Origin of the sequence: Burkholderia dolosa, assembly GCF_902499135.1 — a bacterium.
In the GTDB taxonomy this organism is placed as follows: domain Bacteria; phylum Pseudomonadota; class Gammaproteobacteria; order Burkholderiales; family Burkholderiaceae; genus Burkholderia; species Burkholderia dolosa.
This window is the reverse complement of record NZ_CABVPR010000005.1, coordinates 53,860-79,297: the sequence shown is the minus strand read 5'-3', so window position 1 is coordinate 79,297 and position 25,438 is coordinate 53,860. Positions and strand designations below refer to the sequence as shown.

The following is a 25,438-nucleotide window of genomic DNA, read 5'->3' as shown; positions in this document are numbered from 1 at the left end:
AAGATTCTGGAAAATCCGATGGACCGACTGGGCGATATCCGGCTGTTCGTGGAAGCGGCCGAGCTGGGCAGCCTGTCCGCTGCCGGGCGCAAGCTGAATCTCACGCCGGCCGCCGCGAGCGCGCGGCTCGCGAAGCTGGAGGCGAAGACGGCGACGCGGCTCTTCGAGCGCTCGACGCGGCAGCTGCGGCTCACCGACGAGGGCCGCCTGTACCTGAACTGCTGCCGGCAGGCGCTGCAGGCGCTCGACGACGCGGACGCGATGCTGCAGGAAGGCCGCAACGTGGTGGCCGGCAAGGTACGGCTGTCGTCGACGTCCGATTTCGGCCGCAACCAGCTGCTCGACTGGCTCGACGAATTCACGGCGCTCCATCCGGGCGTCACGTTCTCGCTGACGGCGTCCGATTCGTCGTCGAATCTGTGGCAGGACGAGATCGACCTCGCGATCCGCTTCGCCGCGCCGCCCGACGGCGCGCTGATCGCGCGCCGGCTCGCCGCGAACCGGCGCGTGCTGTGCGCGGCGCCGTCGTTCATCGAGCGCTACGGCGCGCCGGCCGATCCGCACGATCTGGCGCGCTTTCCGTGCAACGTGATCACGATCGCGTCGGGCCCGATGAACACGTGGCGCTTCACGCGCGGCGACGACGTGCAGACCTACACGGTGCCGATGTCGGGCGCGTTCGAGACCAACGACGGCGGCCTCACGCGCGAGTGGACGCTGCGCGGCCACGGCATCGCGCTGAAGTCGCTGTGGGACATCGCCGACGACGTGCGCGCGGGCCGGCTGCGCGTGCTGCTGCCCGAGTGGCGGCACCAGGACGCGCCGCTGCACGCGATCTACCACAGCAAGCGCTACATGGCGCCGCGCGTGCGCGTGCTGCTCGACTTTCTCGCCGAGCGCTTCGCGCGCGAGGAAGCCGCGCTGGAAGATCTGCTCAATGCGTGCCGGTGACGGGAAGCCGCGCGTGACAGGGGTCCGGACCCGACGTGCCGTCGCGCGTGCGCGATCCGGGCGCCGCGGCACGCGGCGTGAAAAGCTATAATGACGGGCTTTCCCGACGGCTTTTCCTGCTCCACGCGCGCTGCGCGCGCCGGTCCGCATGCGGACGCTGCACGAACCCGCGTATCGGCTACGCGGCCGTCCCGATTCACCCTTGACGACGCCCCCAGGTCAACCACTGCGAACGGCGAATCCCCATGACGAAGAAAGTTTACGTAAAGACCTTCGGCTGCCAGATGAACGAGTACGACTCGGACAAGATGGTGGACGTGCTCAATGCGGCCGAAGGCCTCGAAAAGACCGACACGCCCGAAGACGCCGACATCATCCTGTTCAACACGTGCTCGGTGCGCGAAAAGGCGCAGGAGAAGGTGTTCTCCGATCTCGGCCGCGTGCGCGAGCTGAAGGAAGCGAAGCCGGATCTGCTGATCGGCGTCGGCGGCTGCGTCGCGAGCCAGGAAGGCGCGTCGATCGTGTCGCGCGCGCCGTACGTCGATCTCGTGTTCGGTCCGCAGACCTTGCATCGCCTGCCGCAGATGATCGATGCGCGGCGCACGAGCGGCCGCGCGCAGGTCGACATCACGTTCCCGGAAATCGAGAAGTTCGACCATCTGCCGCCCGCACGCGTCGAAGGTCCGACCGCGTTCGTGTCGATCATGGAAGGCTGCTCGAAGTACTGCAGCTACTGCGTGGTGCCGTACACGCGCGGCGACGAGGTGTCGCGCCCGCTCGACGACGTGCTGACCGAGATTGCGGGGCTCGCCGATCAGGGCGTGCGCGAAGTCACGCTGCTCGGCCAGAACGTGAACGCGTACCGCGGCGCGCTGACCGCCGGGTCGTCCGAGATCGCCGATTTCGCGACGCTGATCGAATACGTCGCCGACATCCCCGGCATCGAGCGGATCCGCTACACGACGTCGCATCCGAAGGAATTCACGCAGCGCCTGATCGACACGTACGCGAAGGTGCCGAAGCTCGTGAACCATCTGCACCTGCCGGTGCAGCACGGCTCGGACCGTATCCTGATGGCGATGAAGCGCGGCTACACGGTGCTCGAATACAAGTCGGTGATCCGCAAGCTGCGCGCGATCCGCCCCGATCTGTCGCTGTCGACCGACCTGATCGTCGGCTTCCCCGGCGAGACCGACGACGATTTCGACAAGATGATGGCGCTCGTGCACGACATGCGCTACGACACGAGCTTCTCGTTCATCTACAGCCCGCGTCCCGGCACGCCGGCCGCGAACCTGCACGACGACACGCCGCGCGACGTGAAGCTCAAGCGCCTGCAGCATCTGCAGGCGACGATCGAGGAAAACGTCGCGCGCATCAGCCGGTCGATGGTCGGCAAGGTCGAGCGGATCCTCGTCGAAGGGCCGTCGCGCAAGGACCCGAACGAACTCGCGGGCCGCACAGAAAACAACCGGGTCGTGAATTTCCCGGCGCCGCTCGCGTCGCATCCGCGCCTGATCGGCCAGATGATCGACGTGAAGATCAACCACGCGTACCCGCACTCGCTGCGCGGCGAGCTGCTGCTCGTCAGCGACGAAGCAAGCGCGGCCACGCACTGACGTTCCACCGGAGCCCGACGCCACTTTGAAGACCGCCCAAGCACTGGAATTCACCGCGCCGCGCGACGACAACGCGCGCCTCGCGAATCTCTGCGGCCCGCTCGACGAGAATCTGCGGCAGATCGAACAGGCGCTCGACGTCACGCTCGCGCGGCGCGGCCACCGGATCGCGATCCGCGGCCGCGGCGCGAAGCTCGCGCTCGCGGCACTCGAGAACTTCTACAACCGCGCGCGCGATCCGCTGTCGGTCGACGACATCCAGCTCGCGCTCGTCGAAGTGCGCCATACGGCCGGCAACGGCCGCCAGGACACGCTCGACGTACGCTTTCGCGGCGACCCCGATCATCCGTTCGACGAGCCGGCCGTCCAGCTCGACGACGACGACGCGCTCGACGAGCCCGCGCCGAAGCTCTACACGCGGCGCGCGGACCTGCGCGGCCGCACGCCCGCGCAGCGCGAGTACCTGAAGCAGATCCTGTCGCACGACGTGACGTTCGGCATCGGGCCGGCCGGCACCGGCAAGACCTACCTCGCGGTCGCATGCGCGGTCGACGCGCTCGAGCGCGACCAGGTCAAGCGGATCGTGCTGACGCGTCCGGCCGTCGAGGCCGGCGAGCGGCTCGGCTTCCTGCCGGGCGATCTCGCGCAGAAGGTCGATCCGTATCTGCGCCCGCTGTACGACGCGCTGTACGACCTGCTCGGCTTCGACAAGACCGCGAAGATGTTCGAGCGCCAGATGATCGAGATCGCGCCGCTCGCGTACATGCGCGGCCGCACGCTGAATCACGCGTTCATCATCCTCGACGAGGCGCAGAACACGACGCCCGAGCAGATGAAGATGTTCCTCACGCGGATCGGCTTCGGCTCGAAGGCCGTCGTCACCGGCGACACGAGCCAGGTCGACCTGCCGCGCGGCCACAAGAGCGGCCTCGTCGAAGCGCAGCAGGTGCTCGGCGGCGTGCGCGGGATCGCGCTCACGCGTTTCACGAGCGCGGACGTCGTCCGTCATCCGCTCGTCGCGCGCATCGTCGAGGCGTACGACGAATTCCACGCGCAGCGCCAGGACACCTGACCGGACGGCCGCGCCCGCGCGCCGCCGCAGCCCGGCCCGCCGCAGCGCGCGCCGGGCTTTTTTGCGCGTGCGGGCGGGCCTGCCCGAATTCGGGTGCGATCGGCCGTTTGGTGTATCCTCATCGCGTTCCAATCGCCGCACGCGTCATGAAATCCTCCCGTTCCCGCCAGTCCGGGCGCGCCCAATCGGCCGCCTCCCCGTCCACCCGTGTTTCGCTGTTCGACGCGAAGGGCAAGGCCCGGACCGTCAACGCGCAGGGGCTGCGCATCGACTTTCCGGACGGCCGCAGCCTGATGTTCGATCTGTCGGGCAGCTCGGGCGACGCGGCCGTCGCGATCGTCGCGCAGCACAACGATTCGGCGATGCGCGCGAAGCTCGCGGTACAGCCCGAGCACTACGACAGCATCACGCTGCACGTCGGCGCCGAACCGGCGCCGCGCGAAGGCGAAGGCGACGGCGAATTCCGCGAGCCGGAACTCGATCTGTCCGTGCAGTACGGCGACGAAATCGCGCCCGACGTGCGCAAGACGCTGCCGAAGCGCAAGCTGATCGCCGAATGGATCGAGCCGGCGCTGTTCTCGAGCGCACAGCTCACGGTGCGCTTCGTCGGCGAGGAGGAAGGCCGCACGCTGAACGCCGGCTACCGCCACAAGGACTATCCGACCAACGTGCTCACGTTCGCGTACGACCCGGCGCCGGACGGCACCGTGATCGGCGATCTCGTGCTGTGCTGTCCGGTCGTCGAGAAGGAAGCGCAGGAGCAGGGCAAGCCGCTCGACGCGCACTACGCGCACCTGCTCGTGCACGGCGTGCTGCACGCGCAGGGCTACGATCACGAAACCAGCGACGAGGATGCGGCCGAAATGGAAGCGCTCGAAGTCGACATCCTCGCGAAGCTCGGCTTTCCGAACCCTTACCGGTAACCCGGCCCGACGATGCGCAGCGCCGCGATGCTTCCGCCCGCCTACCCGCCGTCGATCGGCGAAGGGCGACTGCTGACGGAGGACGAGCTCGCCGCGTCGCTCGCGCACACGATGCGCGACTGGGACGGCCGGCAGGATCTGTGGCTGTTCGGCTATGGATCGCTGATCTGGAATCCCGGGCTGCCGACGGTGGCGGCCGTGCGCGCCAAGGTGCACGGCTATCATCGCGGCCTCTACCTGTGGTCGCGCGTGAACCGCGGCACGCCCGAGCGGCCGGGCCTCGTGCTCGCGCTCGACCGCGGCGGCTCGTGCTCGGGCATCGCGTTCCGGATCGCCGGGCCGACCGCGCAGCCGCACCTCGAGACGCTGTGGAAACGCGAGATGCCGATGGGCTCGTACCGGCCCGCGTGGCTGCCGTGCTCGCTCGAGACCGGCGAACGCGTGAACGCGCTCGCGTTCGTGATGCGCCGCGACGCGCCGACCTATACCGGCAAGCTGCCCGATGCCGTCGTGAAGCAAGTGTTCGACTGCGCGGCCGGCCGCTACGGCACGACGCTCGACTACGTGAGCCGCACGGTCGACGCGCTGCGCGCGAGCGGCATTCCGGACCGCGCACTCGAAGGGCTGCTCGCGCGATGCCGGTGACGCGCGTAGCCGGTCCACGCGGCGCGGCGCCCGCCGGCGCCGCGCGCCATGCTCGCCGTTTCGAACGAGGTTCCCGCCGATGAAGCCGTCACGCCGATCCCGCTGGAAACTGGCCGCACTGCTCGTCGCCGCGAGCGTCGCGCTGTCCGGCTGCGGCATCTTGGGCTGCGGCGGCGCCGCGACCAACGGCGCGGCGGCCGGCGGCTGCTCGGCCGGCATGCGCTTCTGAACGGCGGGCCGCCCGCGCATGCGGCAGAATGCCGCTCGCGATGCCGGTCTCGCGTGCCGCCCGACCGTCGGCAGCCGGCTTCGGCGATCCCACCCCGCTTTTTGCGCCGCTGCCCGCCGGTTTTTTCTGAGATAGGATGGACACCGGGACGACGCCGCGCCGCGGCGCATCCCGCGAGCGGCGCGGCGTCGTCGCGTACGCTGGCCGTTCGGCCGGTCCGACACAGCCGCGCCATGCCCTTGGTGTATCCTTGCCTACTCCGTGACATCGCGCCCCGGCACGACCCGGGCGCACCATCATGAACGATTCGTATCCCAGTCGAAAGCCAACCGACAAACCGCAAGAAAAGCGCTCGCTGCTCGAGCGCCTGACCGACTTCATCTCGCCCGAGCCCGACTCCCGCGGCGAGCTGCTGGAAATCCTGCAGGACGCGCACGAACGCAACCTGATCGACGCCGATTCGCTGTCGATGATCGAAGGCGTGTTCCAGGTATCCGACCTGTGCGCGCGAGACATCATGGTGCCGCGCGCGCAGATGGACGCGATCAACATCGCGGACAAGCCCGAAGACTTCATCCCGTTCGTCCTCGAGAAGGCGCACTCGCGCTATCCGGTGTACGAGGAGAATCGCGACAACGTGATCGGCGTGCTGCTCGCGAAGGATCTGCTGCGCTTCTATGCGGAAGAGGAATTCGACGTGCGCGGGATGCTGCGTCCGGCCGTGTTCATTCCGGAATCGAAGCGCCTGAACGTGCTGCTGCACGACTTCCGCGTGAACCGCAATCATCTGGCGATCGTCGTCGACGAGTACGGCGGCGTCGCCGGCCTGATCACGATCGAGGACGTGCTCGAACAGATCGTCGGCGACATCGAGGACGAATACGACTTCGACGAAGAAGCCGGCAACATCATCTCGGGGCCGGACGGCCGCTATCGCGTGCGCGCGCTGACCGAGATCGAGCAGTTCAACGAGACGTTCGGCACCGACTTCTCCGACGACGAAGTCGACACCATCGGCGGGCTCATCACCCATCATTTCGGACGCGTGCCGCACCGCGGCGAGAAGCTGCAGCTCGGCAACATCATGTTCGAGATCCAGCGCGGCGACGCGCGTCAGATCCACGTGCTGCTGGTGCGCCGCAATCCGCTCGCGAGCCGCCGCGCCGAAACCTCGCACGAGGACTGATCGTCCCGCGCTGGCCGCCCCTCCTTCAACCGCTCGCCTGTTCCGCTTCACATGGACGATCCGATCCCGTCCCGCCCGGCTGGCGGCCTGCTCGCGCCCGCCCCCGGCCGCACGCTGCCGCGCTGGCACTATCCGGCCGCGCTGCTCGCCGGCGCAGCCAATACGCTCAGCTTCGCGCCGACGCCGCACGGCGGCTGGCTGCAGCTCGCCGTGTTCGTGTGGTTCTTCGCGCAGCTCACGCGCACCGCGAGCTGGCGCAGCGCCGCGCTCACCGGCGGCGCGTTCGGCTTCGGCAACTTCATCACCGGCATCTGGTGGCTCTACATCAGCATGCACGTGTACGGTGAGATGGCCGCGCCGCTCGCCGGCGGCGCGCTCGTGCTGTTCTCGCTGTATCTGTCGCTGTACCCGGCGTTCTCCGCCGGGCTCTGGTCGTGCTGCGCGGGGCACGCGTGGCATCGCCGCGAGCCCGACCCGCGACCGTTTGCGCCGACCTGGCACGGCGCGTTCGCGTTCGCGAGCGCGTGGGCACTCGGCGAATGGCTGCGCGGCACCGTGTTTACCGGCTTTCCGTGGCTCGCGAGCGGCTATCCGCAGGTCGAAGGCCCGTTCGCGGGCTTCGCGCCGATCGTCGGCGTGTACGGTATCGGCTGGGTGCTCGCGCTGTTCGCGGCGCTCGTCGTGCAGGCGCTCGCGGCCGCACGCGGTACGCCCGCGCCCGTCCGCGATGGCGGCCGCGCGGGCAACGCAAGCATCCGGATCGCCGCGCCGGCCGGCCTCGCGCTGGCGCTCGTCGCGGCCGGCCTCGCGCTGTCGCAGGTCGCGTGGACGGTGCCCGCGAACGCGCCGCTCACGGTGCGGCTGCTGCAGGGCAACGTGAAGCAGGACATCAAGTTCGAGCAGGCCGGCATCGACGCGGCGATCAAGATGTACCAACGGATGATCACCGAAAAGCCGGCCGATCTGATCGTCACGCCGGAGACCGCGATCGCGGTGATGATCCAGGAGCTGCCCGAGCCGTTCGCGGTCGCGATCCGCAAGTTCAGCGACACGACGGGCTCGGCCGTGCTGTTCGGCGCGGTCGGCGCGTCGGTGACCGAGGACGGCCGCTACGTCGACTACACGAACAGCCTGTACGGCGTGACGCCGAACTCGCGCGACATCTATCACTACGACAAGCACCACCTCGTGCCCTTCGGCGAATTCATTCCGTGGGGCTTCCGCTGGTTCGTCGATCTGATGAAGATGCCGCTCGGCGACTTCGCGCGCGGCGCGCCGGTGCAGAAGCCGTTCCTGGTGCACAACCAGCCGGTGATGGCCGACATCTGCTACGAGGACATCTTCGGCGAGGAAATCGCCGCGACGATCCGCGACAATCCGCAGCCGCCCGGCGTGCTCGTCAACGTGACGAACCTCGCGTGGTTCGGCGACACGATCGCGCTCGACCAGCATCTGCAGATCGCGCGGATGCGTGCGCTGGAAACGGGGCGCCCGATGCTGCGCTCGACGAACACCGGGATGACGGCCGCGATCGACGCGCGCGGGCGCGTGCTCGGCCAGCTCAAGCCGTTCACGATCGGCTCGCTCGACGTGCGCATCGAAGGCACGAGCGGCTTTACGCCGTACGTGACGAGCGGCAACGACGCGGTGCTCGCGGTGTCGATCGTGCTGCTCGCGCTCGGCTTCGCGTTCGGGCCGCGGCTGCGTCGCCGCAACGGCGCGCGAGCGGACGACGAACCGCTCGCGTGACACGAGCGGCGGCCGTCACGTGCTGCGTGACGGCCGTTGCCGCTTCGACACGCCGCCGTGCCGAAGCGTCGGCGGACCGGCAGCGCGGGAAACGGGAACCCGCCGCGCCCATCCGAAAACCGCGCGCCGGGCGCCGGCTCGACGCCGTTACCGCGGCTGCGCGGCCAGGCGCCGCAGATCGCGGCTCACGTCGTCCATCACCGGCTCCCAGTCGCCGAACGTACGTTGCCGATACAACGTCGCGCTCGGATACCACGGACTGTCGCGCCGCTCGAGCAGCCACGGCCAGTGCGGATTCACGTCGAGCAGCACCCACGTGCGCGCGCCGAGCGCGCCGGCCAGATGCGCGACCGACGTGCATACGGTGATCACCAGATCGAGCGCGCCGACGAACGCGGCCGTATCGTCGAAGCTCTTCAGCTGCGCCGTGTAGTCGTCGATCGCGAAGCCGGCCGCGCGCGCGGCGGCGACGTCGGCGTCCGCGCCCGGCTGCAGCGAGTAGAACGCGGCGCCGTCGATCCCGCGGAACGCGGCCGCGTAGCGTTCGATGCCGACCCGCCGGAACGGGTTGCGCTGATGCCCGGCGCTGCCGGTCCACACGAGCCCGACCTTCAGCCTGCGGTCCGCCGCGAACCGCGTACGCCACGCGTCGCGCGCATGCGGATCCGCGTGCAGGTACGGCACCGACGATGCGAGCGTCGACGTCTCCATCCCGAGCGTCAGCGGCACGCTGAGCAACGGCACTTCGTAGTCGAATGCCGGCAGCGTGTCGACGCCGCCGCCCGCGCCGAACGCATCCGCATGCGCGCCGAGGCTGCGCTGCAGCAGCGAGCCGAGCGACGGAAACGTGTTCCACACGAGCCGGCCGCCTTCCGCGTGCACGCGCTCGGCGAGCGGCGCGACGAAGCGGCAGAACTGCAGCACGTCGCCGAGCCCCTGCTCGCCCCACACGAGCAGCGTCTTGCCCGCGAGCGGCTCGCCGCGCCAGCGCGGCCCCGGCAGCGCGGGCAGCCGGCCGCGCAGCTCGCCCGCGCCGTCCCAGCGCGCCTCGTGGCCGCGCCAGCCATCCGCGTAGTTGCCGCGCACGAGCTGGATGATCGCAAGGTTGAAGCGGAACGACGCGTCGTGCGGAGCGAGCTCGCACGCGCGCGCCGCATATCGCTCGGCGTCGTCCCAGCGCTGCGCCTCCTTCATCGCCATCGCGACGTTGTTCATCGCGAGCGCGTCGTTCGGCGCGATTTCGCCAAGGCGCGCCGCGCACGCGAGCGCACCGTCGAGGTCGCGCAGCGCGAGCCGCGCGACGACGAGGTTGATCCATGCCTGCACGTCGCGTGCATCGGCGTTCGCTGCCGCTTCGAGCAGCGCGATCTCTTCGGCGCGATCGCCGCCGGACAGCCGCAGCGCGATCGCGAGGTTGTTGCGCAGCGACGGCCAGTCCGGCTCGATCGCGAGCGCCGCGCGGTACGGTGCGACCGCGTCCGCATGACGGCCGGCCATCTGCAGCGCATAGCCGTGATTGAAATGCATCGCCGCGCCCGGCAGCGCGCGTGCCGCGCATTCGGCGAGCGCGATCGCATCGTCGGTACGCTGCCGCGCGACGAGCGTCGCGGTGAGCTGCGACAGCGCGGCGGCATCGACCGCATGCAGGTGCGCGGCGGCCGCGAGCCACAGATCGTGCGCGGCGCGCTCGGCGCGCGCATGCGCGTCGGCGGCTTGCCGAAGCATTGCGATGAACGGCGCAAGCAGCGGAATCAGGAGGTCGGCGGAATCGTCCATGCGGCGAAATCGGCAATCGGGAGGGCGGCACGCGCCGCGATGCGTGATCTTAACGTCAACGCGAGTCGCAGCGGCATGCGCCGCACGCAGCGCATCGCGCGGCCTGCCGACCCGCGCTCGCGACCGCGCACGCTGCGCGCCGGAACGCCGCCGATCGCCCGTCGCCGGCGTTCCGGCCGCATCCGGCCGCCGATCCGGTAAAATTGCACGTTTTCCGCACACAACAAGCCGCGCCGCCGCGCGAGCCGCCGCGCCGGGCCTGCCCGGAGCGCCGCCCGCAACGGAGCGCCAGCGCCACGAAGGCTCTTCATGCTTACGTTTCAGCAAATCATCCTGACGCTGCAGTCCTACTGGGACAAGCAGGGTTGCGCTCTGCTCCAGCCGATCGACATGGAAGTCGGCGCCGGCACGTCGCACGTCCACACGTTCCTGCGCGCGGTCGGCCCGGAGCCGTGGCGCGCCGCGTACGTGCAGCCGTCGCGCCGCCCGAAGGACGGCCGCTACGGCGAGAACCCGAACCGACTGCAGCACTACTACCAGTACCAGGTCGTGCTGAAGCCGGCGCCGGAAAACATCCTCGACCTGTATCTCGGCTCGCTCGAAGCGCTCGGCTTCGACCTGCAGCAGAACGACGTGCGCTTCGTCGAGGACGACTGGGAAAACCCGACGCTCGGCGCGTGGGGCCTCGGCTGGGAAGTGTGGCTGAACGGGATGGAAGTCACGCAGTTCACGTACTTCCAGCAGGTCGGCGGCCTCGACTGCAAGCCCGTGCTCGGCGAAATCACGTACGGCCTCGAGCGTCTCGCGATGTACCTGCAGAAGGTCGAGAACGTCTACGACCTGATCTGGACCGAGTGGGAGGAGCCGGGCCCGAACGGCCCCGAGATCCGCCGCCTCACGTACGGCGACGTCTACCACCAGAACGAGGTCGAGCAGTCGACCTACAACTTCGAACACGCGAACGTCGATCTGCTGTTCACGTTCTTCAACAGCTACGAAGCGGAAGCGAAGCGGATGATCGACGCGCAGCTCGCGCTGCCCGCGTACGAGCTCGTGCTGAAGGCCGGCCATACGTTCAACCTGCTCGATGCGCGCGGCGCGATCTCGGTGACCGAGCGCGCGGCGTACATCGGCCGCATCCGCGCGCTGTCGCGTCTCGTCGCGCAGGCTTACTACGACTCGCGCGAGAAGCTCGGCTTCCCGATGCTCGGCAATCCGCCGGGCGTGCCGGGCCTCACCACCGACGCCCAGGACGCCGCGCAGCCGGCATGGGCGCCGCCGCTGAAGGTCGAGCGCAAGATCGATCAGGACTGACGAGACGAGACTTCTTCCCATCATGACGCACAACCATCCCGCCCCCCTGCTCGTCGAACTGCTGACCGAAGAGCTACCGCCGAAGGCCCTCGCGCGCCTCGGCGACGCATTCGCCGAAGGTCTCGCGCAACGCCTCGCGGCGCGCGACCTGGTCGAAGGCGAACTCGTGTTCGAACGCTACGCAACGCCGCGCCGCCTCGCGGTCGTCGTGCAGAACGTCCGCGCCGTCGCACCGGACCGCCAGGTCCGCGAAAAGGTGCTGCCCGTGTCGGTCGCGCTCGATGCCGAAGGCAAGCCGACCGCGCCGCTCGCGAAGAAGCTCGCGGCGCTCGGCTTCCCGAACCTGACCGTCGCCGAGCTCGAGCGCGCGCAGGACGGCAAGGCCGAAGCGTTCTTCGTCAACTATTCGGCCGCCGGCGCGACGCTCGCCGACGGCCTGCAGGCCGCGCTCGACGAAACGCTCGCGAAGCTGCCGATCCCGAAGGTGATGACGTACCAGCGCCCGGACGGCACCGACGTGCAGTTCGTGCGCCCCGTGCATCGGCTGACCGTGCTGCACGACGACCGCGTGGTGCCCGTCACCGCGTTCGGCATCGATGCGGGCGACACGACGCTCGGCCACCGCTTCCTGTCCGACGGGCTCGTCGCGATCCAGCATGCGCGCGCGTATGCGGACACGCTGCGCGACAAGGGCCGCGTGATCGCGCACTTCGCGGACCGCAAGGAAACGATCCGCACGCAGCTGAACGAGCATGCGAACGGCGACACGGTCGTGATGCCCGAGTCGCTGCTCGACGAAGTGACGTCGCTCGTCGAATGGCCGGTCGTCTATCCGTGCCGCTTCGAGGACGAATTCCTGCAGGTGCCGCAGGAATGCCTGATCCTCACGATGCAGACGAACCAGAAGTATTTCGCGCTGACCGACGTCGCCGGCAAGCTGCGTTCGCGCTTCCTGATCGTGTCGAACATCGAGACGAAGACGCCCGGCGAAATCATCGAAGGCAACGAGCGCGTCGTGCGTCCGCGCCTCGCCGACGCGAAGTTCTTCTTCGAGCAGGACAAGAAGAAGCCGCTCGCCGAGCGCGTGCCGCTGCTCGCGAACGTCGTCTATCACAACAAGCTCGGCTCGACGCTCGAGCGTGTCGAGCGGCTCGAGGCGCTCGCCGGCGAGATCGCGCCCGCGATCGGCGCGGACGTCGCGCATGCGAAGCGCGCCGCGCGCCTCGCGAAGGCCGACCTGCTGACCGACATGGTCGGCGAGTTCCCGGAGCTGCAGGGCACGATGGGCACGTACTACGCGCGCCACGACGGCGAAGCCGACGACGTCGCGCTCGCGTGCGCCGAGCATTACCAGCCGCGCTTCTCCGGCGACGCGCTGCCGACCACGCCGGTGTCGACGGCCGTCGCGCTCGCCGACAAGCTCGAGACGATCGTCGGGATCTGGGGCATCGGCCTCGCGCCGACCGGCGAGAAGGATCCGTTCGCGCTGCGCCGGCACGCGCTCGGCGTGCTGCGGCTGCTGCTCGAGAAGCAGCTGCCGCTCGATCTCGTGTCGCTGCTGCGCACCGCGCATGCGCGCTTCGCGAACGTGCCCGGCGTCGCCGAATCGACCGACGCGATCTTCGCGTTCTTCATCGACCGCCTGCGCGGGCTGCTGCGCGAGCGCGGCTATTCGGCCGGCGAAGTCGACGCGGTGCTGAGCCTGAACCCGACACGCGTCGACGATCTGGTCGCCCGCCTCGACGCGGTGCGCGAGTTCACGCGCCTCGCGGAAGCCGAAGCGCTCGCGGCCGCGAACAAGCGGATCTCGAACATCCTGAAGAAATCGGAAGGCGGCGCGAACGGCGCGGTGCAGCCGACGCTGCTCGTCGAGGCCGCCGAGAAGGCGCTGCACGAGCAGCTCGCGGCCGTCACGCCGCACGTGCAGTCGCAGCTCGAAGCGCGTGCGTACACGGGCGCGCTGTCGGCGCTCGCCGCGCTGCGCGCGCCGGTCGACACGTTCTTCAACGACGTGATGGTCAACGCCGAGGATCCCGCGCTGCGCGCGAACCGTCTCGCGCTGCTGTTCGCGCTGCACCAGCAGATGAACTGCGTCGCCGACATCTCGAAGCTCGCCGCATAAGGGCCGCACGATGCCGCTCAGCCCCAACCGGAAGCTCGTCGTCCTCGATCGCGACGGCGTGATCAACGTCGATTCCGACGCGTTCATCAAGACGCCCGACGAATGGATCGCGCTGCCCGGCAGCTTCGAGGCGATCGCGCGGCTCAATCACGCGGGCTACCGCGTGGTCGTCGCGACCAACCAGTCCGGCATCGGCCGCGGGCTGTTCGACATGGCCGCGCTCAACGCGATGCATCTGAAGATGCATCGCGCGGCGGCCGCGGCCGGTGCGCGCATCGACGCGGTATTCTTCTGCCCGCACACGTCCGAAGATCACTGCGACTGCCGCAAGCCGAAGCCCGGCATGATGCAGATGATCGCCGAGCGCTTCGAGATCGATCCCGATCACACGCCGGTCGTCGGCGATTCGCTGCGCGACCTGCTGGCCGGCGTCGCGGTCGGCTTCCAGCCGCACCTCGTGCTGACCGGCAAGGGCAAGAAGACGCTCGCCGCAGGCAATCTGCCGCCCGGCACGAAGGTCCACGACGACCTGCGTGCGTTCGCGCTGGATTTTCTTTCAAACGAATACGAGTGATGCAGCCGCCGCGCGCGTCCTCTTCACTGTCAGACCCACGCCGATGCGCTTCGTCCGCTCCCTGCTGCTGCTGATCTACTTCATCCTGTACACGGTCCCGTACGCGACCGCGTGCTTCATCGCGTTCCCGTTCATGCGCCCCGACGCGCGCTACTGGATGGCCGCCGGCTGGTGCAAGTCGACGCTGTGGGTCGTGCGCCGCCTGAACGGCATCCGCTACCGGATCGAAGGGATGGAGAATCTGCCGGACGGTCCGGCCGTGCTGCTGTCGAAGCACCAGTCCGCCTGGGAGACGCTCGCGTTCCCGGCGCTGATGCCGAAGCCGCTCTGCTACGTGTTCAAGCGCGAGCTGCTGTACGTGCCGTTCTTCGGCTGGGCGCTCGGGATGCTGCACATGGTTCACATCAACCGCAAGGAAGGCAAGCACGCGTTCGACTCGGTGATCCGCCAGGGCCGAAAGCGCCTCGCCGAAGGCGCGTGGATCATCATGTTTCCCGAAGGCACGCGCACGCCGGTCGGCAAGCAAGGCAAGTACAAGACGGGCGGCGCGCGGTTCGCGATCGAAACCGGCACCGCCGTCGTGCCGATCGCGCACAATGCAGGTCATGTGTGGCCGCGCAACTCGTTCACGAAGTATCCGGGCGTCGTGACCGTGTCGATCGGCAAGCCGATCGACGTCGCCGGCCTCACCGCCGATGCGTTGAACTCGCAGGTGGAGGCATGGATCGAAGCGGAAATGCGCCGCATCGATCCGGACGCGTATCGCGAGCCGGGCAACGCCGGCGCACGCGATGCCGCACGCGTCTGAACCGTCCGGATTGCCGCCGTTGCGTACGACAAAACGAAGCGAACTGATGAAGAAGCGTCCGCGGCCACGGCCTGCCGTCGTAGCCCTCGATCATCGCCAGATGGACTTGCCGCTCTTCGACGGGCCGGCCGCCGCGCCGTCGGCGCCCGCGGCGCCGCCCGCGTCGGCACCGCCCGAAGCCGCGCCCGCGGCGCTGCCCGATCCCGGCCCGTCCGTCGACCGCTCGCGCGTGCGCACGCTCGCGCTCGACAGCCGCGTGCTCGAATACCGGCTCAAGCGCTCCGCGCGCCGCACGATCGGCTTCACGATCGACGGCAGCGGGCTGTCGATCACCGCGCCGCGCTGGGTCACGCTCGCCGACATCGAAGCCGCGATCGCCGAAAAGCAGCGCTGGATCTTCGCGAAGCTCGCCGAATGGAAGACGCGCACCGAGCAGCGCGCGCTGCCGCAAATCGACTGGCGCGACGGCGCGCAGCTTCCGTATCTCGGCAAGACGGTGACGATCGCGCTCGGCGCGGGCGCCGTCGCGTTCGACGCCGATGCGCTGCGGCTGTCGCTGCCGCTGCCCGCGCAGGCCGACGCGCAGCAGATCAAGGACCGCGTGCAGGGCTGGCTGCAGGGCGAAGCGAAGCGGATCTTCGGCGAACGCCTCGCGGTGTACGCGCACAAGCTCGGCGTCACATATTCGGTCTATGCGCTGTCGTCGGCCGCGACGCGCTGGGGCAGCTGCTCGAGCGACGGCAAGATCCGGCTGAACTGGCGGCTGATTCATTTCCCGATGTCGATCATCGACTACGTGGTCGCGCACGAACTGTCGCATCTGCGCGAGATGAACCACAGTCCGGCGTTCTGGCAGACGGTCGAATCGATCTTTCCGGAATTCCGCGAAGCGCGCCACACGCTCAAGCATCACCCGCCCGAGCTGCTGCCGTCGCTGTAACGCGGGCGGCACCGCCTTCAATGCAAACGGGCGACGCGAGTCGCCTCGCATCGCCCGTCATGCTGCGGCACGCGCATCGCGCCGCAGCCGGTTCATCGTCCGCGCTCAGTGCGCTTTCTTCTGGATGAATTCGATCTTGTAGCCGTCCGGATCCTCGACGAACGCGATCACCGTCGTGCCGTGCTTCATCGGCCCGGCTTCGCGCGTGACCTTGCCGCCTTGCGCCTTGATCTTCTCGCAGGCCGCGTACGCGTCGTCGACTTCCACCGCGAGGTGGCCGAAGCCGTTGCCGAGCTCGTACGACGGCGTGTCCCAGTTATGGGTGAGTTCGATCACGGTGCCGGCGCTTTCCGCTTCATAGCCGACGAACGCGAGCGTGAATTTGCCTTCCGGATAATCCTCGCGACGCAGCAGCTTCATGCCGAGCAATTCGGTGTAGAACTTGATCGAGCGGTCGAGATCGCCGACTCGCAGCATCGTATGCAGCAAACGCATGTGTGTACTCCTGTGGGGACTTTCCAGAACCGGAAACTGTACCAGAGTCGGGTGAAATGCGTCGGCGGCGCCCCCGCTGCGCACGCGCGCCTCGCCCGCGTCCGCACGATCGGGTAACATCCTTCGACTTCGCACCAAAAGCGGGCATTTCTCGGCCCGCGCGAACCCGACCGTCGTCCGAACCCGTCCACACCGCCGTGCGAAACTGCCGAACCGAACGCGCCACACGCGCCTGCTGTCCGAACTTGCGGCCGCGCCATACCGTCGAGGCCGACCGATGAGCCCGCCCGCCGCCGCGTCGCCCGTACGCCGCGCGCTCGACGCACGCGCGATCGGCGCGATGCTGCTGCTGTGCATGATCTGGGGCTTCCAGCAGGTCGCGATCAAGAGCACGAACGCCGCGATCGCACCGATGTTCCAGGCCGGGCTGCGCTCGTTGTTCGCCGCGCTGCTGCTGTGGGGCTGGGCGCGGACGCGCGGCACGCCGCTCTTCGATGCGGACCGCACGCTCGGCGCGGGCATCGCGGCCGGCGCGCTGTTCGCCGGCGAATTCATCTGCGTGTTCTTCGGGCTCACATTGACGAGCGCGTCGCACATGGCGATCTTTCTGTACACCGCGCCGTGCTTCACCGCGCTCGGCCTGCACCTGTTCGCGCCCGGCGAGCGGCTGCAGCGCGCGCAGTGGGCGGGTGTCGGCCTCGCGTTCGCCGGCATCGCGCTCGCGTTCGCGGACGGCTTCCTGAAGCCGGCCGCGCCCGGCGCGTCGGTGCTGGCCGGCCTCGCCGGCGACGCGCTCGGCATCCTCGGCGGCGCGATGTGGGCCGCGACGACGGTCGTCGTGCGCTCGACGTCGCTCGCGCGCACTAGCGCGAGCAAGACGCTGTTCTACCAGCTCGCGGTATCGGCCGTCGTGCTGATCGCGCTCGCCGCGCTGCTCGGCCAGACGTCGTTCGCGCACGTGACGCCGGTCGCGCTCGCGAGCCTCGCGTATCAGTCGGTGATCGTCGCGTTCTTCAGCTATCTGTCGTGGTTCTGGCTGCTCACGCGCTACAGCGCATCGCGGCTGTCGGTGTTCACGTTTCTGTCGCCGCTGTTCGGCGTCGCGTTCGGCGTGCTGCTGCTCGGCGAATCGGTCGGCTGGCGCTTCATGTCCGCGGCCGCGCTCGTGCTGACCGGGATCGCGCTCGTCAATGCGCCGCCGGGCACGCGCGATCGATGACAGCGGCAACGGCCGGCGCCCCGAAAGCCGCGTGCGCTACGAAAGTGCCGAGCCGCAGCGCAACGTCGTGACAGCGTTCGGCCTTGCGTGCGCGCCCGCGCGGCGCCGTGGCGCGCGTCAGCCTACGCTGCGCGTCGCGGCGAGCGCCTGCGCGATGCCGACGTATTCGGCCACGCTCACGTCCTCGGCACGGCGGGCGAGGTCGAAGCCGAGCGCATCGAAGTCGATCGTCCCGCGGTAGTCGCCGAGCGTATTGCGCAGCATCTTGCGGCGCTGCGAGAACGCGGCCGTGACGACCTCGCCGAGCAGCGCCGGATCGACGTCCGGCAGTTCGTGCCGCTCGTACGGAATCATCCGCACGATCGCCGAATCGACCTTCGGCGGCGGCTGGAACGACTCGGGCGGCACGTCGAGCATCTTGTCCATCGCGTAGCGGTACTGCAGCATCACCGACAGCCGCGAAAACGCCTTCGTGCCCGGCTCCGCGACCATCCGTTCGACGACTTCGTTCTGCAGCATGAAATGCTGGTCGACGACCACGTCGGCGAACGTCATCAGATGAAACAGCAGCGGGCTCGAAATGTTGTACGGCAGGTTGCCGACGACGCGCAGCGACGGCTGGTCGCCGGGCGCCGCGAGCGAGCGGAAGTCGAACGCGAGCGCATCGCCCGCATGCAGTTCGAGCAGCGCGCCGAAGCGCTGCTGCAGGCGGCCGATCAGGTCGCGGTCGAGCTCGACCGCATGCAGCGGCGACTCGGGCGTCGCGACACGCTCGATCAGCGGCTCGGTCAACGCGCCGAGGCCAGGGCCGATCTCGACCATGCGCTGCCCGCGCGCGGGCGCGATCGTCGCGACGATCGAATCGATCACGCCATGATCGACGAGGAAGTTCTGCCCGAAGCGCTTGCGCGCGAAGTGGCCTTGATGCTGTCTGCTGTTCGACATCGACTGAGAAAAACGAAAAATACGACGAATGAGAGCCGGCCGCCGATACGCTGCGGCCGCGTCAGCCCGCGCGGCGATGCCGCGCCATCGTGACGGCCGTGTCGAGCGCGGCGACCATGCTGCCCGGATCCGCGCGACCGGTGCCCGCGAGATCGAGCGCGGTGCCGTGATCGACCGACGTGCGAATGATCGGCAGCCCGAGCGTCACGTTGATGCCCTCGCCGAACGTCGCATATTTCAGCACCGGCAAGCCCTGATCGTGGAACATCGCCAGCACGCAATCGGCGTCGGCAAGGTAGCGCGGCTGGAACAGCGTGTCGGCCGGGTACGGGCCGCGCGCGCCGATGCCGCGCGCTTTTGCCTGCGCGAGCGCCGGCGCGATCACGTCGATCTCCTCGCGGCCCAGATAGCCGTTCTCGCCCGCATGCGGGTTCAGCCCGGTCACGAGGATGCGCGGCGCCGCGAGGCCGAAGTCGCGCCGCAGGTCGCGATCGACGATCGCGAGCGTCTCGACGAGCCCGTCGATCGTCAGCGCGGCCGACACGTCTTTCAACGGCAAGTGCGTCGTCGCGAGCGCGACGCGCAGCGGCGTATCGCCGGTGCCCGCCAGCATCATCACGACGCGCGGCGTGTGCGTGCGCTCCGCGAGATATTCGGTGTGGCCGGTAAACGGCACGCCGGCATCGTTGATCGTGCTCTTCTGCAGCGGCGCGGTGACGATCGCGTCGTATCGGCCGGCCATCGCGCCGTCGATCGCCGCGTCGAGCAGCCCGAGCACGTAGCGGCCGTTCGCCGCATCGAGCTTGCCCGCCTGCACCGGTGCGGCGACCGGACGATGCTCGATCGACACCTGCGCGCCCGCGAGCGCCGTACGCTCCACGCCGACGGCCGCCGCGCGCGTATCGAGCAGCGCCGCATCGCCGAGCACGGTGAAATGCGCGTCGGGCCAGCGCTGCGCGGCGTCGCGCAGCGCCTGCACGGTCAGTTCGGGGCCGACGCCCGCGGGTTCGCCGGTCGTGATCGCGATCTGCAGCGCGGGCGTCGTCATCGGCTGCTCGCTCAGTTCGCCGGGCCGACGCCGCCGATCTTGTACTGCACGTACGACGAGTCGCGCAACTCGCGCAGCCAGTCGGCATAAGCCTGCTCGGCCTTGCGCTGGCCGATCGCCTGACGCGCGATGTCCATCTGCTGCTGCACCGACCCTTCCGCTTCGCGGCGGTCGAGCACCTGGATCAGGTGATAGCCGTATTCGGTACGCACCGGCTGGCTGATCTGGCCGTCCTGCAGGCTGTTCATCGCGCGCTCGAATTCCGGCACCGTCTCGCCCGGGCTGATCCAGCCGAGATCGCCGCCCTGCGATGCCGAGCCGTCCTGCGAGTACGTGCGCGCGAACTTCGCGAAATCGCCGCCGGCCTCGATCTGCTTGCGGATGTCGAGCAGTTCCTGGCGCGCCTGGCCTTCCGACTTGCCTTCGCCGACGCGGATCAGGATGTGGCGCACGTGCGTCTGCACGATCTTCGGCGCGGCGGCCGTCGCGCCCTGGCTCGGGCGGCGGTCGACGAGGCGGACGATCTCGAAGCCGTCCGGCACGCGGATCAGCGTCGGATTGACCTGGCCCGGACGCAGCTTCGATGCGGCCTGCACGACGTCGGGCGGCAGCGCGCCCGGCGACTTGAAGCCGAGATCGCCGCCCTTCTTCGCGTCGTTCGCTTCCGAGTTGTTGCGTGCGAGCTTCTCGAAATCGGCGCCCGACATCGCCTGCTGCAGCAGCGCTTCGGCCTTCTTCTGCGCGGCTTCGATTTCCGTCTGCGGCGCGTTCGTCGGCGCCTTGATGAAGATGTGCTGGAAGCGCAGATCCTGCTGCTGCGCGGCGTTCGGCCCGCGCTGGCTCGCGATGTAGTTCGCGACTTCGGCGTCCGACACGGTGATCTTGCTGTCGACTTCGCGCTCGCGCAGCTTCGACAGCATCAGTTCGGTGCGCGCATCGTTCGTGAAGATGTTCCACGGCACGCCTTGCGCCTCCAGCCGCGCGCGATACTGGTCGAGCGTCATCCCGTTCGCCTGCGCGAGGCGCTGCAGCGTCGCCTGCACGGTCGCGTCGTCGATGCGGATGCCGTCGTCCTTGGCCTTCTGCACCTGGATGCGCTCGAGCACCATCTGGTTCAGCACCTGCGCGCGCAGCTGGTCGGCCGGCGGCACCGGCGCGTTCTGCTGCTGCAGCCGGCGTGCGATCAGGCTCACGCGCTGGTCGAGTTCGCGGCCGGTGATCACGTCGTTGTTCACGACAGCGACGACTTCGTCGGCGAGCTGCGCACCTTGCGAACCGAGCGCCTGCGCCGCGGCCGGCGCGGCGACGAGCAGCGCGGCGGACGCGGCGAGGCTGGACACGACTGCCGCGAAACGAAGGGTTTTCTTCATTGCCACTGATACTCCATTGAAATCGTGCGGACCGGTGCGGAACAAGCCGGCGTTACTCGTAGTTGCTGAAGCGGGACATCGGCGGCGGCGGCGGCGGCAGCGGCGTGTAGCCCGGCACCCCGGCGCGGAACGCATTCACGAGGCCGTTGTCGATGGTCGCGAGCCCCTTCAGCGTCAGCTGCGCGAGATATCGCGTCGACGAGTTCTGCTGGCCCGACGTATTCACGCCGTTCGCGAAACGCTGGATCCCGATCCCGAGCGCCCAGCAATCCGCGTCGTATTGTAAGCCGACGACGCCGTCGACCAGCCGGTTGCCCGCGAGATCGTAGTTGAAGCGGCCGATCGCATACAGCCGGCGCGTCAGCGGCCACTGCGCGGACACGAGGAACTGGTTGATCGGCTGGTTATCGAGCGTCGTGTTCGCGCGCGTGTAGCGGTAGCCGACGTTGATCACGCGGCGCTCGGCCGGGCTGAAGCCGAAGCCGATGCTCGACTTCACGAGCTGGTTGTTGTTCTGGTTGTACTGGAACGCCGTCTCCGACATGAAGCCGGAGCCGAGCTTCAGCGCGGCGCCGACGATCAGGTCCGAGTGCCGCGCTTGCGACGGCGCCTGTGCCGAGTTCAGCGTCACGCGCTGATCGGCGAAGTAATACTGCTGCGCGATGACGAAGCGCGCGCGCTCGTCGCCGGTGCGCGGATCGATGAAGCGCGACGTCAGGCCGGCCGTGATCCGGTTCGCGTCGGCGATCCGGTCGTTGCCGACGAACGTGTTCGGCTGGTAGATCTCCGCGAGCCCGAAGTCCGATTCCGCGGTGTCGAACAGCGGCGCATTCGACTGGTCGCGATACGGCGTGTACACGTAGTACAGGCGCGGCTCGAGCGTCTGGATGAAGTCCTGGCCGAACAGGCGCACCGAGCGATCGAAGATCAGCCCCGAATCGACGCTCACGGTCGGAATCGATTCGGTGAAGTGCTTCGGGTTGTTCGGCGTGGCCGACGACAGGTAGTTCAGGTTGTACGACGCGAGGTGATACTGGAGCTTCGGCACGAAGAAATAGCCGGGACCGTACACGCCGTACGAGATGTACGGGTTGAAGACGATCCGGTCGCCTTGCGTCGCATCGGCCGTCGTGATGCGGAACCGCGAATAGTCGGCTTCCGCGCCGAAGTCGAAGCCGCCGACGTTGTACTTCGTGTACTTCACGTTCAACTGCGGTTCGCGGCTGTACGGCGCGATCGACGGCGGCAGCGTCTGCCAGTGCTGATAGCGCGCGAGCACCGACCATGGACCGTTGTTGTACGTGAGTCCCGCTTCCTGCTGATACAGCGTCTGCGTGCCGTTCGCCAGCTGGTTCATCGACCCGAGGTCTTCCGGATACGTGTTGTCGGAGACCTTGTTGTAATAGACGTAGCCGCCGAAACCGCCGCCGAAGTTCTGCTGGTGCTGCCAGTAGATCGCGTAGCGGTTGCGATGGGCGAGCCGGTCGTCGGGCAGATAGTTGGCGGTAATCGTGCCCGAATACGTCGGCGACAGATAGCGGAACGTCGCCTCGCCCTGCACGCCGCGCCGCGAGATGATCGTCGGCGTAATCGTCAGGTCGCGGTTCGGCGCGATGTTGAAGTAGTACGGCAGCGACAGCTCGAACCCGTTGTTCGAGTTCATCGAGAACGTCGGCGGCAACAGCCCGCTGCGTCGCTCGCCCGACAGCGGGAACGTCAGCCACGGACTCGCGAAGATCGGCACGCCCTGGAAGAACAGCACGCCGTTGCGCGCGGTGCCTTCGTCGGCGCCTGTATCGATATCCAGCCGGCTGCCCTTGATGTACCACGCAGGGCTCGTCGAGCACTGGCACGTCGTGTAGGTCGCGCTGGCGAACACCGACCGCTCGCTGTCGAGCAGGTCGACGCGCTCTGCGCTGCCCGAGCCGCCCGTCAGGTTGAAGCGGTACTTCGGCGCGGTCATGAAGCCCTGGTTCGCCTCGACCTTCAGATGCGCTTCGGGGCCGACGAACGACGTACCGCCGTTGATCACCTTCACGCGGCCGTACGCGTCGGCCATGTCGGTGTCCTGATCGTAGTGGATCGCGTCGGCCTTCACGATCGCGTCGCCGCGCCGCAGCTCGGCCGAACCCTTCGCGGCCAGATCCTGCTCGGCCGTGCCGCTCGTGTGGTCGGCGATCACGAAGGCAGCCGGCTTCGCGCCGTCCTTCAGCGGATGGTCCTCGAGCTGCGGTGCGAGACGCAGATCCCACGGCGAGTCGAGCGGCTGCGGCTGCGCGGCCGCGCCCGTCAGCTGCGCATGCGACACGGCCGGCACGAGGCCGGGCACGGCCAGGAGCGCAAGCGCGAGCCGCCGTTTGCGCGGCGCCCCGTCACCGGGGAAGACATTCGGGAATAGCGGTTTGGGCGGCATCTATCGTTTGGCGAATCGCCCCTTGTCAACCGCACCTTCGCGCACGGCGGGCCGCGCGGTCGCACCGCGACTGCGGCTGAGCGCAAACCGGGAGGCGATCGGGCGGGCGGCGCGACAGGCGGCGGGCCTGTACGGCGGAAGCTGACGCGGGGCGCGTCAAAAAAGTCGTGGGGTATTATATGGCAAGACGTTGTCCCCTCCTCCGAGTTTCATGACGCTCCCATCCGCCGCCTCCCGCCCCGACGCCCGCGTCGAAGCGCTCACCGCGTGGCTTCGCCCGCTCGCCGAACGCCACGGTCTCGACCTGTCGACACTCGCGCCCGCGTCGTCGGATGCCAGTTTCCGCCGCTATTTCCGCGTGTCGTCCGCGACGAGCGCCGGCGGCTCGCTGATCGCCGTCGACGCGCCGCCGCCGGAGAAATGCCGCGAGTTCGTCCAGGTCGCGCAACTGCTCGCCGCAGCGGGCAATCACGTGCCGGACGTGCTCGCGCACGACTTCGACGCCGGCTTCATGCTGGTCACCGACCTCGGCCGCACGTCGTACATCTCGGTGCTCGACCCGGCCGATCCGGCCGCCGCGCGGCCGCTGATGCGCGACGCGTTCGACGCGCTGATCCGCTTCCAGCTGACGTCGAAGCCCGACGTGCTGCCGCCGTTCGACGAAGCGTTCCTGCGCCGCGAGATGGAGCTGATGCCCGAGTGGTACGTCGGCCGCCATCTCGGCAAGCCGGTCACCGACGCGATGCGCGGCACGCTGGACCGCACGTTCGCGCTGCTGGTCGCGAGCGCGCATGCGCAGCCGCAGGGCTTCATGCTGCGCGACTTCATGCCGCGCAACCTGATGGTCTGCGAGCCGAATCCGGGCGTGCTCGACTTTCAGGACGCCGTGTACGGGCCGCTCACGTACGACGTCGTGTCGCTGCTGCGCGATGCGTTCATCAGCTGGGACGAGGAATTCGAGCTCGACTGCTTCGCGTATTACTGGGAGAAGGCGAAGAAGGCCGGCCTGCCGGTCGATCCCGACTTCGGCGAGTTCTACCGGCAGCTCGAATGGATGGGGCTGCAGCGCCACATCAAGGTGCTCGGGCTGTTCGCGCGCATCAACTACCGCGACGGCAAGCCGCACTATCTGAACGATCTGCCGCGCTTCGTCGCGTATGCGCGCAAGGTCGCGCTGCGCTACCGCCCGCTCGCGCCGTTCGCGAAGCTGCTCGACGCGCTCGACGGCACGACGAACGACGTCGGCTACACGTTCTGACCGCCCGATACCAGCCAATATCCAGCGATACCAGCAGAAGATGAGCGACACCCTGACCACGGCGATGATCTTCGCCGCCGGCCGCGGCGAACGGATGCGTCCGCTGACCGACACCCGGCCGAAACCGCTTCTCGAAGCCGGCGGCAAGCCGCTGATCGTCTGGCAGATCGAGGCGCTCGCGCGTGCCGGCGTCGACACGATCGTGATCAATCACGCGTGGCTCGGCGAGCAGATCGAAGCCGCGCTCGGCGACGGTTCGCGCTGGGGCGTGAAGCTGCGCTATTCGGCCGAAACCGATGCGCTGGAAACGGCCGGCGGCATCGCGCAGGCGCTGCCGCTACTCGAACGCGACGGCCGGCCGATCGTGTTCGTCGCGGTCAGCGGCGACGTGTTCTGCGCGTTCGACTACCGGACGCTCGCGCCGCGCGCCGCGCGGATGGCCGCGCTCGACGAGCCGGCGATGCACCTCGTGATGGTGCCGAACCCGCCGTTCCACCCGGCCGGCGACTTCGCGCTCGACGACGACGGCCGCCTGTCGCTCGACGGCGCCGCGCGGCTGACGTTCGGCAACATCGGCCTCTACGACACGCGGATGTTTCACGACCTCGCGCCCGGCACGCGGCGCGCGCTGACGCCGTACTATCGCGCGACGATCGAAGCCGGCCGCGCAACCGGCGAACTGTACGAAGGCGTATGGGAGAACGTCGGCACGCCGGCGCAGCTCGGCGAGCTCGACGCGCGACTGCGCGCGGCCGGCTGATTCGTCGAGCGCGTCGCGCGCG

At 68.8% G+C, this 25,438-nt stretch carries 23 protein-coding genes; 16 read left to right on the top strand and 7 right to left on the bottom strand.

Going from position 1 to position 25,438, the window contains the following annotated elements:
- Positions 1-18 precede the first annotated feature (18 nt).
- From BUB20358_RS04080 to lnt, 8 genes are all read left to right on the top strand, one after another.
- A complete protein-coding gene (locus tag BUB20358_RS04080; protein WP_006763451.1) occupies positions 19-951 on the top strand; it encodes a LysR family transcriptional regulator in 933 nt (310 codons plus the stop codon).
- Between the two features lie 245 nt (positions 952-1,196).
- Positions 1,197-2,570: a tRNA (N6-isopentenyl adenosine(37)-C2)-methylthiotransferase MiaB gene (gene miaB, locus BUB20358_RS04075; RefSeq protein ID WP_006763450.1), complete on the top strand. Its 1,374-nt coding sequence runs from the start codon at positions 1,197-1,199 to the stop codon at positions 2,568-2,570.
- A gap of 25 nt (positions 2,571-2,595) precedes the next feature.
- On the top strand, positions 2,596-3,642 hold the full coding sequence (locus tag BUB20358_RS04070) for a PhoH family protein (RefSeq protein ID WP_045552409.1): 1,047 nt from the start codon (positions 2,596-2,598) through the stop codon (positions 3,640-3,642).
- A 146-nt stretch (positions 3,643-3,788) separates the two neighbouring features.
- The gene (ybeY, locus tag BUB20358_RS04065; protein ID WP_035971747.1) at positions 3,789-4,565 is read left to right on the top strand and encodes an rRNA maturation RNase YbeY; all 777 of its coding nucleotides are present in this window, start codon (positions 3,789-3,791) and stop codon (positions 4,563-4,565) included.
- A 12-nt stretch (positions 4,566-4,577) separates the two neighbouring features.
- Positions 4,578-5,210 (top strand): gamma-glutamylcyclotransferase, encoded by a 633-nt coding sequence (locus BUB20358_RS04060; RefSeq protein WP_035971745.1) that lies wholly within the window; start codon positions 4,578-4,580, stop codon positions 5,208-5,210.
- 79 nt (positions 5,211-5,289) lie between these two features.
- Entirely contained in the window at positions 5,290-5,439 is a 150-nt protein-coding gene (locus BUB20358_RS04055) for a hypothetical protein (RefSeq protein ID WP_165803003.1), read from the top strand.
- Positions 5,440-5,737: 298 nt separating this feature from the next.
- A complete protein-coding gene (locus tag BUB20358_RS04050; RefSeq protein ID WP_006763447.1) occupies positions 5,738-6,625 on the top strand; it encodes a CorC family transporter in 888 nt (295 codons plus the stop codon).
- Positions 6,626-6,676: 51 nt separating this feature from the next.
- The gene (gene lnt, locus BUB20358_RS04045) at positions 6,677-8,374 is read left to right on the top strand and encodes an apolipoprotein N-acyltransferase (RefSeq protein ID WP_006763446.1); all 1,698 of its coding nucleotides are present in this window, start codon (positions 6,677-6,679) and stop codon (positions 8,372-8,374) included.
- Between the two features lie 147 nt (positions 8,375-8,521).
- Here lnt and BUB20358_RS04040 read toward each other — a convergent pair whose 3' ends face one another.
- Together BUB20358_RS04040 and BUB20358_RS04035 are read right to left on the bottom strand one after the other, a co-directional pair.
- Entirely contained in the window at positions 8,522-10,150 is a 1,629-nt protein-coding gene (locus tag BUB20358_RS04040) for a tetratricopeptide repeat protein (RefSeq protein ID WP_006763445.1), read from the bottom strand.
- On the bottom strand, positions 10,126-10,461 hold the full coding sequence (locus BUB20358_RS04035) for a hypothetical protein (protein ID WP_123806813.1): 336 nt from the start codon (positions 10,459-10,461) through the stop codon (positions 10,126-10,128). Before BUB20358_RS04035 ends, BUB20358_RS04040 begins: the two co-directional genes overlap by 25 nt.
- Between BUB20358_RS04035 and glyQ the strand changes: the two genes are divergently transcribed.
- Genes glyQ through BUB20358_RS04010 form a run of 5 tightly spaced genes read left to right on the top strand, consistent with a single transcriptional unit; the run spans position 10,460 to position 15,908 of the window.
- A complete protein-coding gene (gene glyQ, locus BUB20358_RS04030) occupies positions 10,460-11,464 on the top strand; it encodes a glycine--tRNA ligase subunit alpha (protein ID WP_006763444.1) in 1,005 nt (334 codons plus the stop codon). The two genes, BUB20358_RS04035 and glyQ, sit on opposite strands and share 2 nt — an antisense overlap.
- A gap of 22 nt (positions 11,465-11,486) precedes the next feature.
- Complete coding sequence (gene glyS, locus BUB20358_RS04025; protein WP_006763443.1) at positions 11,487-13,586, top strand: glycine--tRNA ligase subunit beta; 2,100 nt, start codon at positions 11,487-11,489, stop codon at positions 13,584-13,586.
- Between the two features lie 10 nt (positions 13,587-13,596).
- A complete protein-coding gene (gene gmhB / locus BUB20358_RS04020) occupies positions 13,597-14,160 on the top strand; it encodes a D-glycero-beta-D-manno-heptose 1,7-bisphosphate 7-phosphatase (RefSeq protein ID WP_006763442.1) in 564 nt (187 codons plus the stop codon).
- Between the two features lie 43 nt (positions 14,161-14,203).
- The gene (locus tag BUB20358_RS04015) at positions 14,204-14,968 is read left to right on the top strand and encodes a lysophospholipid acyltransferase family protein (RefSeq protein WP_006763441.1); all 765 of its coding nucleotides are present in this window, start codon (positions 14,204-14,206) and stop codon (positions 14,966-14,968) included.
- A 46-nt stretch (positions 14,969-15,014) separates the two neighbouring features.
- On the top strand, positions 15,015-15,908 hold the full coding sequence (locus BUB20358_RS04010; RefSeq protein ID WP_035971742.1) for a M48 family metallopeptidase: 894 nt from the start codon (positions 15,015-15,017) through the stop codon (positions 15,906-15,908).
- Between the two features lie 105 nt (positions 15,909-16,013).
- Here BUB20358_RS04010 and gloA read toward each other — a convergent pair whose 3' ends face one another.
- Complete coding sequence (gene gloA / locus BUB20358_RS04005) at positions 16,014-16,403, bottom strand: lactoylglutathione lyase (protein ID WP_006763439.1); 390 nt, start codon at positions 16,401-16,403, stop codon at positions 16,014-16,016.
- A 277-nt stretch (positions 16,404-16,680) separates the two neighbouring features.
- Here gloA and BUB20358_RS04000 point away from each other — a divergent pair, with 277 nt between their 5' ends.
- On the top strand, positions 16,681-17,622 hold the full coding sequence (locus tag BUB20358_RS04000; RefSeq protein WP_006763438.1) for a DMT family transporter: 942 nt from the start codon (positions 16,681-16,683) through the stop codon (positions 17,620-17,622).
- Between the two features lie 117 nt (positions 17,623-17,739).
- Here BUB20358_RS04000 and rsmA read toward each other — a convergent pair whose 3' ends face one another.
- The 4 genes from rsmA to BUB20358_RS03980 form a co-directional block, all read right to left on the bottom strand.
- Complete coding sequence (rsmA, locus tag BUB20358_RS03995; protein ID WP_006763437.1) at positions 17,740-18,567, bottom strand: 16S rRNA (adenine(1518)-N(6)/adenine(1519)-N(6))-dimethyltransferase RsmA; 828 nt, start codon at positions 18,565-18,567, stop codon at positions 17,740-17,742.
- A gap of 61 nt (positions 18,568-18,628) precedes the next feature.
- Entirely contained in the window at positions 18,629-19,615 is a 987-nt protein-coding gene (gene pdxA, locus BUB20358_RS03990; RefSeq protein ID WP_006763436.1) for a 4-hydroxythreonine-4-phosphate dehydrogenase PdxA, read from the bottom strand.
- Between the two features lie 11 nt (positions 19,616-19,626).
- On the bottom strand, positions 19,627-20,985 hold the full coding sequence (locus BUB20358_RS03985) for a peptidylprolyl isomerase (RefSeq protein WP_035971740.1): 1,359 nt from the start codon (positions 20,983-20,985) through the stop codon (positions 19,627-19,629).
- Between the two features lie 52 nt (positions 20,986-21,037).
- Complete coding sequence (locus tag BUB20358_RS03980) at positions 21,038-23,398, bottom strand: LPS-assembly protein LptD (protein ID WP_006763434.1); 2,361 nt, start codon at positions 23,396-23,398, stop codon at positions 21,038-21,040.
- 211 nt (positions 23,399-23,609) lie between these two features.
- Between BUB20358_RS03980 and BUB20358_RS03975 the strand changes: the two genes are divergently transcribed.
- Positions 23,610-24,656 carry an aminoglycoside phosphotransferase family protein gene (locus tag BUB20358_RS03975; protein ID WP_006763433.1) on the top strand — a complete coding sequence of 349 codons (1,047 nt, stop codon included), beginning with the start codon at positions 23,610-23,612 and terminating at the stop codon, positions 24,654-24,656.
- Positions 24,657-24,696: 40 nt separating this feature from the next.
- A complete protein-coding gene (gene murU / locus BUB20358_RS03970) occupies positions 24,697-25,416 on the top strand; it encodes an N-acetylmuramate alpha-1-phosphate uridylyltransferase MurU (protein ID WP_035971737.1) in 720 nt (239 codons plus the stop codon).
- The last annotated feature ends 22 nt before the right edge of the window (positions 25,417-25,438 follow it).

Bases quoted from the DNA above. Each gene is read 5' to 3' on its own strand.
- BUB20358_RS04080 (WP_006763451.1), top strand. From the start codon at position 19: ATGGACCGACTGGGCGATATCCGGCTGTTCGTGGAAGCGGCCGAGCTG.
- miaB (WP_006763450.1), top strand. From the start codon at position 1,197: ATGACGAAGAAAGTTTACGTAAAGACCTTCGGCTGCCAGATGAACGAG.
- ybeY (WP_035971747.1), top strand. From the start codon at position 3,789: ATGAAATCCTCCCGTTCCCGCCAGTCCGGGCGCGCCCAATCGGCCGCC.
- BUB20358_RS04060 (WP_035971745.1), top strand. From the start codon at position 4,578: ATGCGCAGCGCCGCGATGCTTCCGCCCGCCTACCCGCCGTCGATCGGC.
- BUB20358_RS04055 (WP_165803003.1), top strand. From the start codon at position 5,290: ATGAAGCCGTCACGCCGATCCCGCTGGAAACTGGCCGCACTGCTCGTC.
- BUB20358_RS04050 (WP_006763447.1), top strand. From the start codon at position 5,738: ATGAACGATTCGTATCCCAGTCGAAAGCCAACCGACAAACCGCAAGAA.
- lnt (WP_006763446.1), top strand. From the start codon at position 6,677: ATGGACGATCCGATCCCGTCCCGCCCGGCTGGCGGCCTGCTCGCGCCC.
- BUB20358_RS04040 (WP_006763445.1), bottom strand. From the start codon at position 10,150: ATGGACGATTCCGCCGACCTCCTGATTCCGCTGCTTGCGCCGTTCATC.
- glyQ (WP_006763444.1), top strand. From the start codon at position 10,460: ATGCTTACGTTTCAGCAAATCATCCTGACGCTGCAGTCCTACTGGGAC.
- BUB20358_RS04035 (WP_123806813.1), bottom strand. From the start codon at position 10,461: ATGAAGAGCCTTCGTGGCGCTGGCGCTCCGTTGCGGGCGGCGCTCCGG.
- glyS (WP_006763443.1), top strand. From the start codon at position 11,487: ATGACGCACAACCATCCCGCCCCCCTGCTCGTCGAACTGCTGACCGAA.
- gmhB (WP_006763442.1), top strand. From the start codon at position 13,597: ATGCCGCTCAGCCCCAACCGGAAGCTCGTCGTCCTCGATCGCGACGGC.
- BUB20358_RS04015 (WP_006763441.1), top strand. From the start codon at position 14,204: ATGCGCTTCGTCCGCTCCCTGCTGCTGCTGATCTACTTCATCCTGTAC.
- BUB20358_RS04010 (WP_035971742.1), top strand. From the start codon at position 15,015: ATGAAGAAGCGTCCGCGGCCACGGCCTGCCGTCGTAGCCCTCGATCAT.
- gloA (WP_006763439.1), bottom strand. From the start codon at position 16,403: ATGCGTTTGCTGCATACGATGCTGCGAGTCGGCGATCTCGACCGCTCG.
- BUB20358_RS04000 (WP_006763438.1), top strand. From the start codon at position 16,681: ATGAGCCCGCCCGCCGCCGCGTCGCCCGTACGCCGCGCGCTCGACGCA.
- rsmA (WP_006763437.1), bottom strand. From the start codon at position 18,567: ATGTCGAACAGCAGACAGCATCAAGGCCACTTCGCGCGCAAGCGCTTC.
- pdxA (WP_006763436.1), bottom strand. From the start codon at position 19,615: ATGACGACGCCCGCGCTGCAGATCGCGATCACGACCGGCGAACCCGCG.
- BUB20358_RS03985 (WP_035971740.1), bottom strand. From the start codon at position 20,985: ATGAAGAAAACCCTTCGTTTCGCGGCAGTCGTGTCCAGCCTCGCCGCG.
- BUB20358_RS03980 (WP_006763434.1), bottom strand. From the start codon at position 23,398: ATGCCGCCCAAACCGCTATTCCCGAATGTCTTCCCCGGTGACGGGGCG.
- BUB20358_RS03975 (WP_006763433.1), top strand. From the start codon at position 23,610: ATGACGCTCCCATCCGCCGCCTCCCGCCCCGACGCCCGCGTCGAAGCG.
- murU (WP_035971737.1), top strand. From the start codon at position 24,697: ATGAGCGACACCCTGACCACGGCGATGATCTTCGCCGCCGGCCGCGGC.